9 protein-coding genes, 1 tRNA gene, 1 other RNA gene and 2 pseudogenes are annotated in these 13,711 nt (G+C 69.8%); 10 read left to right on the top strand and 3 right to left on the bottom strand.

Features of this window, described 5'->3' with window-relative positions:
- Positions 1 to 90 precede the first annotated feature (90 nt).
- A complete protein-coding gene (locus FJQ57_RS08420) occupies positions 91 to 1,809 on the top strand; it encodes a hypothetical protein (protein ID WP_139979260.1) in 1,719 nt (572 codons plus the stop codon).
- A gap of 859 nt (positions 1,810 to 2,668) precedes the next feature.
- Here FJQ57_RS08420 and FJQ57_RS08415 read toward each other — a convergent pair.
- A protein-coding gene (locus FJQ57_RS08415) for an IS3 family transposase (protein WP_139979258.1) occupies positions 2,669 to 3,873 on the bottom strand; the annotation gives its coding sequence in 2 pieces (ribosomal slippage) (positions 2,669 to 3,586 and positions 3,589 to 3,873; 1,203 coding nt in all).
- A gap of 56 nt (positions 3,874 to 3,929) precedes the next feature.
- On the opposite strand from FJQ57_RS08415, the pseudogene FJQ57_RS08405 reads away from it, so the two are divergent.
- Positions 3,930 to 4,988, top strand: a pseudogene (locus tag FJQ57_RS08405) (tyrosine-type recombinase/integrase).
- Positions 4,885 to 5,853: pseudogene (locus FJQ57_RS23770) on the top strand (recombinase family protein); the annotation flags it as partial. The pseudogenes FJQ57_RS08405 and FJQ57_RS23770, both read left to right, overlap by 104 nt.
- Before the next feature lie 336 nt (positions 5,854 to 6,189).
- Here the strand turns inward: FJQ57_RS23770 and FJQ57_RS08390 are convergent.
- Complete coding sequence (locus FJQ57_RS08390) at positions 6,190 to 6,576, bottom strand: hypothetical protein (RefSeq protein ID WP_139979251.1); 387 nt, start codon at positions 6,574 to 6,576, stop codon at positions 6,190 to 6,192.
- 118 nt (positions 6,577 to 6,694) lie between these two features.
- Positions 6,695 to 6,783: transfer RNA gene (locus tag FJQ57_RS08385), tRNA-Ser, on the bottom strand.
- 53 nt (positions 6,784 to 6,836) lie between these two features.
- Between FJQ57_RS08385 and ffs the strand changes: the two genes are divergently transcribed.
- From ffs to FJQ57_RS08350, 7 genes are all read left to right on the top strand, one after another.
- Positions 6,837 to 6,935: signal recognition particle sRNA small type (gene ffs, locus FJQ57_RS08380), an RNA gene on the top strand.
- A 457-nt stretch (positions 6,936 to 7,392) separates the two neighbouring features.
- On the top strand, positions 7,393 to 9,600 hold the full coding sequence (locus FJQ57_RS08375) for a DNA polymerase III subunit gamma and tau (RefSeq protein WP_139979250.1): 2,208 nt from the start codon (positions 7,393 to 7,395) through the stop codon (positions 9,598 to 9,600).
- Positions 9,601 to 9,628: 28 nt separating this feature from the next.
- The gene (locus FJQ57_RS08370; protein ID WP_139979248.1) at positions 9,629 to 10,012 is read left to right on the top strand and encodes a YbaB/EbfC family nucleoid-associated protein; all 384 of its coding nucleotides are present in this window, start codon (positions 9,629 to 9,631) and stop codon (positions 10,010 to 10,012) included.
- 84 nt (positions 10,013 to 10,096) lie between these two features.
- Positions 10,097 to 10,693 carry a recombination mediator RecR gene (recR, locus tag FJQ57_RS08365; protein ID WP_139979246.1) on the top strand — a complete coding sequence of 199 codons (597 nt, stop codon included), beginning with the start codon at positions 10,097 to 10,099 and terminating at the stop codon, positions 10,691 to 10,693.
- Positions 10,690 to 11,307 carry a DUF5063 domain-containing protein gene (locus FJQ57_RS08360; protein WP_246081691.1) on the top strand — a complete coding sequence of 206 codons (618 nt, stop codon included), beginning with the start codon at positions 10,690 to 10,692 and terminating at the stop codon, positions 11,305 to 11,307. Before recR ends, FJQ57_RS08360 begins: the two co-directional genes overlap by 4 nt.
- Before the next feature lie 67 nt (positions 11,308 to 11,374).
- On the top strand, positions 11,375 to 12,667 hold the full coding sequence (locus FJQ57_RS08355) for an aspartate kinase (protein ID WP_139979244.1): 1,293 nt from the start codon (positions 11,375 to 11,377) through the stop codon (positions 12,665 to 12,667).
- A gap of 1 nt (position 12,668) precedes the next feature.
- Entirely contained in the window at positions 12,669 to 13,709 is a 1,041-nt protein-coding gene (locus tag FJQ57_RS08350) for an aspartate-semialdehyde dehydrogenase (protein ID WP_139979242.1), read from the top strand.
- The last annotated feature ends 2 nt before the right edge of the window (positions 13,710 to 13,711 follow it).

The raw sequence follows: 13,711 nt of genomic DNA, 5'->3' as shown, positions 1-13,711 counted from the left end.
CGCAAGCAGCTCGCAGCCGCGAACCGCCCAGCCCGCGGCCACGACCGCCAGGTCAGAGGGCGTCGGGCTGGGCACGGCAAGATTGATCCCGTGAGTGAGGTCATCGAGCATCCGGCGCCAACGGACGCCACCAACAAGGAGCTCTACGCCCACGCCTTCACCTGCGCGCGGCCAGACTGCGCCGAGTGGCTGTACCGGCAGGAGCCCGGGGTAGCGGACCGAGTACTCAACAGCCGTGTTTGCCACATCCACGCCCGCCGGTCGAACGGCCCTCGCTGGCTGGAGGGGATGACGTCCGAGGCCAACCGCAGCGTCGCGAACCTGCTCATCCTGTGCATCCCGCACTCCTACGAGATCGATGAGCACGCCGACCGTTTCCCCGCCGAGCTGCTGCAGGAGTGGCGGGCGTCGCAGCTCGCTGAGTACGAACGCAGCCGACAGGGCTGGGTCCTCACCGACGAGCAAGCTCGAGAAGTCGCGCGGGAGTCTTTCGAGTCGCCGACGATCGCTGCCCCGATCCTGGCTGCCCTGGTTCGCTGCGCCGAACGGCTCTGCGTGCGCGCCGAAGCCACCCGACCTGCTGTCACCGCCGAGGCGATGCGTTGGCGTGCGACCTGGCAGGCAGTCCGCGCCTCGCTCTCTGGCTGGGACGAAGACGGCAACACGGTCTACGCCGAGCCATCCCGACAGGAGACCGATCGCCACAAGGCGGCGCTTCTCGAAGCTCTCGTAGCCGCGCGCGAAGCGGTTGTGCCCCTCGCCGAGGAACTCAAAGGAGACATAGCAGCTGCCAGGCATTCGCAACCGCGGTCTGCTCCGTGGTGTGACTGGCTGGTGCGGGCCACCGACGAGCTGCTAACGGCGGTCGCGTCATGGCCCGGTCCACCGCCGGCCGAGGACGACTCCCGTCTCACGGAGGCGTGCTCTGAGGTGCGGAGCGCGGCGCGGTCGCTCGCCGCGTCGCTGCGGGGAGAAGCCCCATCGGCGCCGCCTCCTCTCGATGAGCTCGACAGCGCCGTCGATGGCTCGGCCGAGGATGACCCTGCGGCGATGCTGGACCAGCACCTCGAGCTTCTTGACCGAGCCCGGCCATGGCATCGGGTCAAGCACCTGGCCTATGACGCGGAGCTGCGAACGGACCTGGCCGAAGCAGCCGTTCAAGCCTCAGTGGTGCCCCGGGTTCTGTCGATGAGCACGTTCGGTCTCGATACCACCGCCGCGTTGGCAGCTTCAGTCGCACGGAACGCACCCGATGAGGTCTTGGCCGACCTGATCGAGACGGACCGCCAGGCGCGCCCCTTGGTGGTCATGTCTGCCCTGCTGGTCGAGATGTGGAGGATGCTGACCGACCGTGGCCTGGAGGACCTGGCGCAGCGGGCCCGAGAATCATTGGTGGAGGAGTTGACCGGGCAGGATTGGAGCGATGACGCGGCCTGGGCTGGTAACGAGGTCTGCGGCGCTGAGATGTTCACCGCTTGGGCGGCGTTGGGAAGCGGCGAGGACGCGCATGAGGCGCTGTTGGCCGCCCTGAGCGCGAAGCCCGAGCTAGTGCGCGAGGTCGTAGTCAGTTGCTCGGGCTGGACCGAGAGGCACAGCACGCGCGACGGCAGCATGTCGTTCCACCGCAGCTATCGGACGCTTCCCGAGTGGTTTCCTGCGGACGCCGTCGTCGAGGCTTGCGCCGAGACGATGCCAACAGTGACGGCCGCGGGAGACTCGTACGATGCTGGACCAGAGGAGGGCGAAGACGAGGTGGAATACCTAGTCTCGCGCTTGCTGCGAGTCATGTCTGAGACCGAGACGGGGTGAGCTCCGAGCAGCCTTGACGGTGACGACGGGCAGCCAGCATCTCTCGAGCCGAAGCCCGGCGGCCCGCCGTGTAGACCGCCTGAGCCGCTACTTCGTGGCCGCAACCCGGCCAGCGATCGGACCCCGTACTCGATAGCGAGTCCTGGCGTCGCCCGTGTCAGGCGACAGTTGGACGATGCCTGCGGGACCGGTCGGGACGTGGCCTTTCGTCCTAGCCTCGCGGGCCCACCATGCTTGCCACGCAACCTCATCCCGTGCCATCTCATCGCCCTCGAACTCCGCCGTGAACGCAGTCATCGTCGTCCTCCAGATGTGTGGTGTCGATGTGACTGTGACCGCTCTACTCCCCGGATACCAAGCGGTTTCGTTGTGACAAATACGCTGTCCCTGAAGACCTGTCCGGCAGCCCACGAGACCTACGAAGGGGGTTGAGCTCGATCAACCTCGCCTGGCTGTCCGGAATGGGGGTGTGTCATGTGCCGTCGGGGCCCGTCGCCCGGCTGATATCCCGACATAGGTCAGGGTCCAAGGAGCGCGGAACGACGGCGATCTGGTCTGGGCGCTGTCGCCGAGTGTGGTGTGGCGAGAGGTAGTTCACGTGGTCCCAGACGCTGTCGGGGGCCACACTCGGAGCTCGGCAGATCCGGATGCCGGGCGGCGGTCCGCCTATAGACAGCGAAGTTGCCCGCGCCATGGGGTTGGAAGAAGAACCGCAGGGGCGCGCTCGGCGGAGGTTCTGGGACGGTATTCCAACCAAGGCGTCGTAGCGGCGAGCGTCAGCGCACTGCGAGCCAGGGCTTCTGCTGACATGCGCGACGAACCCTGGAGGGACTGCTGCACGAACCGGTGACAGGTTTGGTTAGGCCGCCTGGGTCGCGGTTGGTTTCATGATCAGTTCGTATTCGACCGGGGTCAATCTTCCGAGGGCGGCTTGTCGTCGGCGTCGGTGGTAGGTCTTCTCGATCCAGGTCACGATGGCGATCCGCAGCTCCTGACGTGTCGCCCAGGTCCGTTGGTTGAGGACGTTCTTCTGCAAGAGCGCGAAGAACGACTCCATGGCTGCGTTGTCGCCGGCTGCTCCGACGCGGCCCATGGAGCCGACCATCGAGTGGCGGTTGATGGCGTGGACGAACTTCCTGCTCCGAAATTGCGACCCGCGGTCGGTGTGGATCACACAGCCGGCCACATGACCGCCCTCGATGCGGCGGCGAGCAGCGGCGTTGTTCAGCGCCGCGACCGCCAGCGAGGACTTCATCCGTGAGTCGATGGAGTAGCCGACGATCCGATTGGAATAGGCGTCCTTGATCGCGCAGACATAGAGCTTGCCTTCGCCGGTCCAGTGTTCGGTGATGTCGGCCAGCCACAGCTCGTTCGCGTTGCCGGCCTTGAACTCGTGGCGAGTCACACCGTGCTTGTCGGTCACCGCGCACAGGTCGTCGTGGACCGGCGGTCCTGGCTTCTTGGCGTTGGCGCCGCGCTTCTTGCCGTGCGAGGACCACCACCCCAGCTGTGAGCAGATCTTCCAGGCCGTCCGCTCGGCCATCGGCTCGCCGACCTCCTTGGCCTCGTCAAGGAGGAACCGGTAGCCGAACTCGGGGTCGTCGCGGTGAGCGTCGAACAGGGCGTTGGCGCGGTAGGCCGCGGCCAGTTCGGCGTCGGTGACCGGACTGCGCAGCCAGCGGTAGTAGGGCTGGCGGGTGATCTTGAGCACCCGGCACGTCACCGCGACGGGGACCCCGTCGGCGGCCAGCTCGCGGACGAGCGGGTACATCATTTTCCCGGCAGGTTCGCCTGGGACAGGTAGGCCGCTGCGCGGCGTAGGACCTCGTTCTCCTGCTCGAGCAGCTTGATCCGCTTGTTGGCCTCACGCAGCGCGTCTGACTCGCTGCCCGAGCTCAGTGAGCCCGACGAGCGGGTTGAGGTTTTCTCATCGATCGCAAGCCAGCGCTTGAGGCACGACGGTGAGATACCGAAGTCCTTCGCGACCTGGGCCATCGAGGCATCGGAGTCCTTGTAAACCCGGATCACGTCCTCGCGGAACTCCTGGGGGAACGCCTTCGGCATAGTGCACATCCTTCCAGCGCCGACACACATCGACGCAGATCAGATGTCACCTATCCGTGCAGCAGTCCCGGGCGCTCAATCTCGCCCTTCGCGACGAGTTGGTCGCACACAACGCTGCTCAGGGTCTGGACCTGCCGAACTACACGCGTAGACCGGTCAAGCTTTGGACGCCGGAGCAACTCGCGCGCTTCTTCGAGGCGACGAAGGACCACAGGTGGCACGCCGCGTTCTTGATCTCGGCAATCTGCGGCCTGAGGCGCGGCGAGGTTATCGGCTTGCAGTGGCGCGACATCGACTTTGCCGACCGCGTCATTCACGTGCGCCGCCAGCGGTAGGCGCTTCGTGGGCAAGGGGTGGTTACTTCGACCCTGAAGACCGACGCGGGGCTTCGTGACGTTCCGATTCCCGATGCCGTTGGCACCGCGCTCCTGCGGCTCGACTCGGACGGTCAGGCAGATGACTTCGTGTTCGTCGGTCGCGGCAACACTCCGGCGAATCCCAACCGGTACTACCGGGACTTCAAGGAGGCTGCGGAAGCAGCTGGTTTGCCGCCGATTGCACTCCATCACCTACGTCATGGCGCGGCAACGATGGTCAAGGACTTCGGAGGCGCACCCAAGGATGCCCAGGCGTTGCTCGGGCACGCCGATATTTCTACAACGCAGCAGATCTACCAGCACGCGAATCTGGACGCTCAGCGGGCCGTGCTTGATCGCGTGGCGGCGAGCGTGGTGGGCGGCGTGGTGACAAAACGGGTGACACGCGTTGTTCTTTCCAAGGGTCAAAACACCGAAATCGCTGCTGTGACCTCTGGAGGGCCAGGAGGGGCTCGAACCCTCGACACCCTGCTTAAGAGATGGTCCACGGCCCCAGGGGTCAACACCTTGACCCCTGTCATGCGCGAGCTGGACGTGTGGACGCAGTCGCTCATGTTGGGGCGTGTGGTGACACAACTGGTGACACAAGCCGCTGGCGACGCGGCCCCAGTCTTAACCGACCGTCGCGTCGTCGATGCTCGCAACGACCAGCTGCAGGTCCGAACCTTCGCCGAGGGACTCGAAGCCGAGCGTCTCCGGACTCTCTGCTTCCCATACTCGTTGCTCCCGCCAGCCTGACCGCCCCGACCGAACGAAAGTGATTGCCATGGCAGACACCTCTCCGCGATGCGCGCTCTACCTTCGGGTGTCTAGCAAGTCCCAGGTCGACACCGATTTCGACCCAGAGGGCCTCTCTATCCCGGCCCAGCGCGCGATCTGCCAGCGCAAGGCAGAAAGTCTCGGGCTAACCATCGTGGCCGAGTACGTCGAGCCCGGGCGCAGCGCGACGACGGTCCAGAACCGTCCGCAGTACCAGGCGATGATGCAGCGCATCAGCGCCAAGCGTGACGTCGAGTACGTCATGGTCTACCAACTCAGCCGGCTCAACCGGAACCGCATCGATGACGCTCTCGTCATGCTGCAGATGGACGCTGCAGGCGTTCAACTGATCTCCGCCACGGAGAACATCGACGACTCCCCGGCGGGCCAGATGACGCGCGGCATCCTCGCGGCGATCAACCAGTACCGGTCGGCGTCCGAGGGCGAGGACATCGCTCGCAAGCTCGCGCACAAGGCGAAGCTCGGCGGCACCATCGGACGGGCGCCGCTCGGATACCTGAACGTCAAAGAGGACATCGATGGGCGGCTAGTCAGCTCGGTCGCCGTCGACGAGGAACGTGCACAACACATCCGCGCTGGCTTCGAGTTGTACGCGAGCGGCAACTACTCGCTCGAGCGGTTGGCGCGCGAGATGAACGACCGGGGGCTCACCGTCCGCGCGACCCGTCGTCATCCCGGTGCCAATCTGGTGTCTGTGAGCAAGTGGCACTCGCTGCTCGCCGACCCGTATTACATGGGACTCGTCCGCTACAAGGGTGAACTCTTCCCGGGTCGTCACGAGGCGATCATCACGGCGGAACAGTTTGCGATTGTCCAGCAGATCCTTGCCGAGCGATCCGTGCCGACTCGTCGCGACCGCACTCACTTCCACTACCTCAAGAAGCAGCTGTACTGCTTCCGGTGCGAGCAGACCGGGCAGCGAAGCAAGCTCGTCTACACGCGGGCGTCAGGGAACGGCGGCCAGTACGAGTACTTCGTCTGCATCAACAAGAAGAAGGGGCTGTGCGACCTGCCGCACTTGCCCACGGAACTCGTCGAGGATCACGTGGTCGAGCACTACACCGCCGTCGAGCTTCCGTCAGACTTCACCGAGCTTGTAACGGCGAACATGCACGAGGCACTCGCCGACGAGCAGGTGAGCCTCCGTGAACTCCACGTCTCACTCGCCAGGCGCCTCGCCGACCTCGACAAGCGTGAGGAGCGCCTTATCGACCTGGCCGAGGAAGGACTGCCGCAGCACAAGATCCGCGAGCGCCTGAACAAGCTGCGCGAGGATCGCGCGCGGCTCGAAGCCGATCACGCGACTAGCGGTGCGGCGCTCGCCACGGGTGCCGACGTCCTGACGGAGTGCCTCGGACTGCTTGCCGATGTACGGACGCTGTACCGGAACGCCAACGACGATGCCAGGGGTGCACTCAACGACGCGGTCTTCACCCGCCTCCTCATCGACGAGGACGGCGTCCACGGTGCCGACCTGCGTGAACCGTTCCTTGAGGTCGTGGAGGCGGTCCAGGCGTTCCGGGGCGACGCGACGGCGCCGGGACACACGGGACGCATCCGGGGCGCCCAGATCGCGCCCAAGCGGCGTGGGACGACGGTCCGGTTGTGTGCAGTGATCCCAACCGTGGGGGTCAAGAACCCTCACGGTTGGAATAAGCACCTCATGGCGGAGGATAGGGGATTCGAACCCCTGAGGGCTGTTAACCCAACCCGCTTTCCAAGCGAGCGCCATAGGCCACTAGGCGAATCCTCCGCGGAGGAGCGTACCCGTCCGGTCGCGGCCCCGACCAATCGCCTATGCTCGGGGCCAACCCCCCGCGTGGCGGCACCTCGCCCAACTCCCCCAGGGCCGGAAGGCAGCAAGGGCAAGCGAGCTCTGTCGGGTGCGCGGGGGGCCTTGTTCTTCGTGCAGGGCGGGGCGACCCCCGCCCCTCCCCGCGGGGATCGAGCGGCGAGGGGCGAGCGACCGGTGCTGACCGGGCCACACGGTGGTCGAGGAAGGCGCCCTGGCGCCTGTCTCGAGACCGCACGACCCCCGTGGCATGGGCTCCGCCGGGTGCAGTGGTGTGGTCTCGAGACGGGACTTCGTCCCTCCTCGACCACCGTGGATCGGGCGGCGAGGGGCGAGCGACCGGTGCTGACCGGGCCACACGGTGGTCGAGGAAGGCGCCCTGGCGCCTGTCTCGAGACCGCACGACCCCCGTGGGCGGGCTCCGCCGGGTGCGGTGGTGTGGTCTCGAGACCGGACCTCGTCCCTCCTCGACCACCGTGGGTCGGTCGACGAGGGCGCCCCAGCGCCCGTGTCGCGACCACGCGCCGCCGCCGGTGGGGGTTGTCGGTGGCCGTGGCTAGGGTCGGGCCCGTGGACTCACCGCTCGCGCTCTACCGCCGCTACCGGCCGGAGACCTTCGCCGAGGTCATCGGCCAGGAGCACGTGACCGAGCCCCTGCGCGCCGCGCTGAGCCACAACCGGGTCAACCACGCCTACCTCTTCTCCGGGCCCCGCGGCTGCGGCAAGACGACGTCGGCGCGCATCCTGGCCCGGGCGCTCAACTGCGCGCTCGCGCCGGTGGCCGACCCGTGCGGGGAGTGCGACAGCTGCCGCGACCTCGCACGCGGCGGGTCGGGCTCGATCGACGTCATCGAGATCGACGCCGCCTCCCACGGGGGCGTCGACGACGCCCGTGACCTGCGGGAGAAGGCGTTCTTCGCGCCGGTGCGCGACCGCTACAAGGTCTACATCATCGACGAGGCCCACATGGTCACCACGCAGGGCTTCAACGCCCTGCTCAAGCTCGTCGAGGAGCCGCCGCCCCACCTGCGGTTCATCTTCGCCACCACCGAGCCCGAGAAGGTCATCCCGACCATCCGCTCGCGCACCCACCACTACCCGTTCCGGCTCATCCCGCCCCGGTCCCTCTCGGCCTACCTGACCGAGCTGTGCGAGCGCGAGGGCGTGGCCATCGAGCCGGCCGCGCTGCCGCTGGTCGTCCGCGCCGGCGCGGGCTCGGCGCGCGACACCCTGTCGGTCCTCGACCAGCTGCTCGGCGGTGCCGGGCCCGCGGGGGTCACCTACGACCTGGCCAGCGGGCTGCTGGGCTACACCCCCGACACCCTGCTCGACGAGGTCGTCGACGCGTTCGCCGCGGGCGACGGGGCGGCGGTCTTCGGAGTGGTCGACAAGGTCATCGAGACCGGCCAGGACCCGCGCCGGTTCACCGAGGACCTCCTGCGCCGCCTGCGCGACCTCGTCATCATCGCCGCGGTGCCCGACGCCCCGGCCACCGGACTCATCGACGTCGCCGCCGACCAGGCCGAGCGGCTGGTCGCCCAGGCCTCCCGGTTCGGCCGGGCCGACCTCAGCCGGGCCGCCGACCTCGTCGCCCTCGGCCTGACCGAGATGCGCGGCGCCACGGCGCCCCGTCTCCTGCTCGAGCTGGTCTGCGCGCGGGTCCTGCTCCCGGGTGCCGACCACGGCACCCAGGGCGTCCAGGCCCGGCTCGATCGGCTCGAGCGCCGCGTCTCCATCTCCCCGGTCCCCCCGACCGCGCCCGCGACGGGCGCCTCGGCCGCGCCCGCGGTAGAGCCCGTGCGCACCCTGCCCCCCGAGCACGAGACCCCGCGGCCCGCGCCCGTCGAGCCGGCGCCGGCGCCGCCCGAGCCGGTTGCGGCTGCCCCGGCAGCCCCGGCTGCCCCGGCCCGTGCGGCCCCGGCGACCCCCGAGCCGCGGCCCACCGCGGTCCCGGCGGCCGAGCAGGCGATGCCCACGCCGCCGCCGCGGGTGCCCGAGTCGTTCCCGGCGCCCCCGCCCCGCGTCCCGGAGCAGACCCCCGCCCGTCCCGAGCCCGCCCCCGCGGAGCCGGCAGCGTCCGCGCCCGACCCGGCCCCCGAGCGCCCGGCCGCGCGCGTCTCGGCCCCCGGCAGCGGCCTCACGCTCGTCGACGTGCGCCGGCTGTGGCCCGACATCATCGAGGCGACCAAGCAGCGCCGCCGCATCACCTGGATCCACCTCTCGCAGAACTCCCAGGTCGTGGCCGTCGACGGCGCGACCCTCACCCTCGGCTTCGCCAACGCCGGGGCGCGCGACTCCTTCGAGGCGGGGGGCAGCGCCGAGATCGTCCGCCAGGCCGTCATCGACGTCATCGGCGCCGACTGGCGCATCGAGACGATCATCGACCCCGGGGCCACGGCCGACGCCGGCCCGCCGCCCACGGCCACGCCGGCGCCGCAGGCCCGACGCGAGCCCGACCCCGCCCCGGCGGCCGCGCCGGCGCCCACCGCCGCGCCCGCGCCCCGCGACCCGGCGCCCCCGCCGCCCGACGAGCCCCCGGCCTGGCTGGACGAGGAGCCCGAGCCCCCGCCGCCCGGCGCCCAGGCCGCTGCCCGCGGCGCCATCCGGCAGACCCGGCCGGCGGGCGAGCGGCCGCGGGCCGACACCTCCTCGATGGAGGAGGCCGACGCCGCGGCCAGCCCCGACGACCTCGACGCCGACGCCGACCAGCTCGGCACCGACGACCTGCTCGCCCGCGAGCTGGGCGCCCAGGTGATCGAGGAGATCCCGCACCAGTGACCACGACCACCACCGAGAGGCCCCACCCATGACCGACAACCCCTTCGGCGGAGCCGGCGGCTTCGACATGAACTCCCTGCTCGAGCAGGCCCAGGCGATGCAGGCACAGCTGGTCGAGGCTCAGCAGCAGCTGGCCGACATGGTGGTCGAGGGCACCGCGGCCGGGGTCACCGTCAAGGTCGCCGGCACCGGCGAGCTGGTCGGCGTCGAGATCGGCGTCGGCGTCGTCGACGGCGGCGACCCCGAGTCGCTCACCGACCTGGGCGACGTGATCGTCGCGGCCTACCGCGACGCCAAGGCCAACGCCGACGCCGCGGCCGCCGGGGCCCTCGGCCCGCTCGCCGGTGGCGGCGGGCTGCCCGGGATGCCCGACCTCGGCGGGGGCGCGGCCCCCGGCAAGCTCGGGTTCTGACCACCCGTCCCGCCGCGGTGACCGGGTCGCCACGCCCCCGGGCGGGTGCGGCCCGGCGCCCCGGCCGCTGAGTAGGCTCACGACGTGTACGAAGGCGTGGTCCAGGACCTCATCGACGAGCTCGGCAGGCTGCCCGGCGTCGGTCCCAAGAGCGCCCAGCGGATCGCCTTCCACCTGCTCCAGGCCGACCCGGTCGACGTACGCCGGCTGGCCGACGTGCTCGTCGAGGTGAAGGCCCGGGTGCAGTTCTGCTCGACGTGCTTCAACGTCAGCGAGGACGAGCAGTGCCGCATCTGCCGCGACCCCCGGCGCGACCCGACCGTGCTGTGCGTGGTCGAGGAGTACAAGGACGTCGTGGCCATCGAGCGCACCCGTGAGTTCAAGGGCCGCTACCACGTGCTCGGCGGGGCGATCTCGCCGATCGACGGCATCGGGCCCGACCAGCTGCGCATCCGTGAGCTGGTCTCCCGGCTCTCCGACGACCAGATCGGCGAGATCATCCTCGCCACCGACCCCAACCTCGAGGGCGAGGCCACCGCCACCTACCTCACCCGCCAGCTGCGACCCCTGGGGTTGCGCGTGACGCGGCTGGCGAGTGGACTGCCGGTGGGTGGAGACCTCGAGTACGCCGACGAGGTGACCCTCGGACGAGCATTCGTAGGAAGGCAGGCCGCACCGTGAGCCAGACCCCCCAGACGCCCCTGTTCTCGACCCCGCAGGCGGTCCTCGACAGCGAGACCGAGGACTTCGCCCAGCAGATCGCCGACTCGGTGACGGGCTTCCTGCTCGCCCTGCGGGCGATCGCGCGGGAGGCCGACGGCGGCCGCGCCATCTCGCTGCTGCTCCTCGAGATCAGCCAGGTGCTGCTCGCCGGCGCCCGGCTCGGCGTGCAGCGCGACTTCGAGCCCCGCCTGGAGTACCAGCCCGACGTCGGGCCGGAGGCCGACGTCGACGAGATGCGCATCCGGCTCGCCGAGATGCTCGGCGACGTCGACACCTACAGCTTCGTCTTCGACCCCTACGTGCCGGAGGTCGTGGCCAGCCAGCTCTCCGACGACCTCACCGCGATCGCCACCGACCTGGAGAACGGGCTGCGCCACTACCGCGCGGGTGACGTGGCGGAGGCGCTGTGGTGGTGGCAGTTCTCCTACGTCTCCTCGTGGGGCAACCTCGCCGGCGCGATCCTCAACGCGCTGCTCTCCGTCGTGGCCCACGACCGGCTCGACGTCGACAACGACGCCGAGCTGGAGCAGATCGAGGCCGCCGAGGCCGTCCTGGACAGCAAGGGGTCCTGACCCCCGTCGCCAGTAGGCTTGAGCACCGGAACCACGTCCAGCAAGACCACAGCCAGGAGTGAGCCCGGTGGGCATTGTCGTGCAGAAGTACGGCGGGTCGTCCGTCGCCGACCCCGAGGCGATCAAGCGCGTCGCACGGCGGATCGTCGAGGCCAAGAAGGACGGCCACGACGTGGTCGTCGCGGTCTCGGCCATGGGCGACACGACCGACGAGCTGCTCGACAAGGCCAACGCCGTCAGCCCGCAGCCCCCGGCCCGCGAGCTCGACATGCTGCTGACCGCGGGCGAGCGCATCTCGATGGCGCTGGTGGCGATGGCGATCTCCGACCTCGGCTACAGCGCGCGGTCGTTCACCGGCTCCCAGGCCGGCGTCATCACCGACTCGGTGCACGGCAAGGCCAAGATCCTCGACGTCACCCCGGGTCGCATCCAGGAGGCCATCGCCGACGGCCACATCGTCATCGTGGCCGGGTTCCAGGGCGTCTCGCAGGACACCAAGGAGATCACCACCCTCGGCCGCGGCGGCACCGACACCACCGCGGTGGCCCTGGCGGCCGCGCTCGACGCCGACGTGTGCGAGATCTACACCGACGTCGACGGCGTCTTCACCGCCGACCCGCGCATCGTGCCGAAGGCGCAGAAGGTCGACACCGTCACCTACGAGGAGATGCTCGAGCTCGCCGCGTGCGGCGCCAAGATCCTCCACCTGCGGTGCGTCGAGTACGCCCGCCGCCACGACATCCCGATCCACGTCCGCTCGTCGTTCAGCCACCTCGACGGCACCCTGGTGCAGGGCTCGATCGACGACGTGCGCCACCACGACCAGGAGAACACCACCATGGAGCAAGCGATCATCGCCGGCGTCGCCCACGACCGCAGCGAGGCCAAGGTCACCGTGGTCGGCGTGCCCGACAAGGTCGGCGAGGCCGCCCGGATCTTCTCCGCGCTGGCCGAGGCGCAGATCAACCTCGACATGATCGTGCAGAACGTCTCCGCCGCCGAGACCAACCTGACCGACATCTCCTTCACCCTGCCCCGCACCGACGGGCAGACCGCGATGACGACGCTGGCCGGCCTGCAGGCCGAGGTCGGGTTCGACTCCTTGCTCTACAACGACCAGATCGGCAAGGTCTCGCTGATCGGCGCCGGCATGCGCTCCCACCCGGGCGTGACCGCGAAGTTCTTCAGCGCGATCTCCGAGGCCGGGGTCAACCTCAGCATGATCTCCACCTCCGAGATCCGCATCTCGGTCGTGGTCGACGAGGCCGACGTCGACGCCGCCGTGCGGGCCACGCACACGGCGTTCGACCTCGACGCCGACGAGGTCGAGGCCGTCGTGTACGGCGGGACGGGTCGCTGACATGGGTGCACGTATCGGCATCGTCGGCGCGACCGGGCAGGTCGGCGTCGCCATGCGGCAGATCCTCGAGCAGCGGGCCTTCCCCGCCGACGAGGTCCGCTTCTTCGCCTCCGCCCGCTCTGCGGGCACCGTGCTGCCCTTCGCGGGCGGTGAGGTCACCGTCGAGGACGCCGCGACGGCCGACCCGACGGGCCTCGACATCGCCCTCTTCTCTGCCGGGGCGACGACGTCCCGCGCCCAGGCGCCGCGGTTCGCCGAGGCGGGCGTCGTCGTGGTCGACAACTCCTCGGCGTTCCGCCGTGACCCCGAGGTGCCGCTGGTGGTGTCCGAGGTCAACCCCGGCGACATCGAGCTGGCGACCCGCGAGGGCGGCCGCCGCATCATCGCCAACCCCAACTGCACCACGATGGCCGCGATGCCGGTGCTCAAGCCGCTGCACGACGAGGCCGGCCTGCAGCGCCTGGTCGTCTCGACCTACCAGGCCGTCTCCGGCTCCGGCGTCGCCGGTGTCGAGGAGCTGGCCTCCCAGGTCGCCGCGGCCGGCGACAAGGCGCGCGAGCTGGCCTACGACGGCCAGGCCGTGGCCTTCCCGGAGCCGCAGAAGTACGCGCGCACCATCGCCTACAACGTGCTCCCGATGGCCGGCTCGATCGTCGACGACGGTCTCGGCGAGACTGACGAGGAGCAGAAGCTGCGCCACGAGTCGCGCAAGATCCTCGGCATCCCCGAGCTGCGCGTCTCCGGCATCTGCGTCCGGGTGGCCGTCTTCACCGGGCACTCCCTGGCCATCAACGCCGAGTTCGCGCGGCCGCTGCCCGTCGAGCGGGCGCGCGAGCTGCTCGACGGGGCCCCGGGCGTGGCGTCGAGCGACATCCCGACGCCGCTGCAGGCGGCCGGCCAGGACCCGTCGTACGTCGGCCGGCTGCGGCAGGACGAGGGCGTCGACGACCAGCGGGGCCTGGCCCTGTTCGTCTCCGGCGACAACCTGCGCAAGGGCGCGGCGCTCAACACCGTGCAGATCGCCGAGCTGCTGCTGCGCTGACC

This window comes from Nocardioides litoris (genome assembly GCF_006346315.1).
In the GTDB taxonomy this organism is placed as follows: Bacteria; Actinomycetota; Actinomycetes; order Propionibacteriales; family Nocardioidaceae; genus Nocardioides; species Nocardioides litoris.
This window is presented reverse-complemented; position numbering and strand designations above follow the sequence as displayed.

Excerpts from the sequence above, each read along its gene's own strand:
- FJQ57_RS08370 (WP_139979248.1), top strand. The coding sequence starts at position 9,629 with ATGACCGACAACCCCTTCGGCGGAGCCGGCGGCTTCGACATGAACTCC.
- FJQ57_RS08350 (WP_139979242.1), top strand. The coding sequence starts at position 12,669 with ATGGGTGCACGTATCGGCATCGTCGGCGCGACCGGGCAGGTCGGCGTC.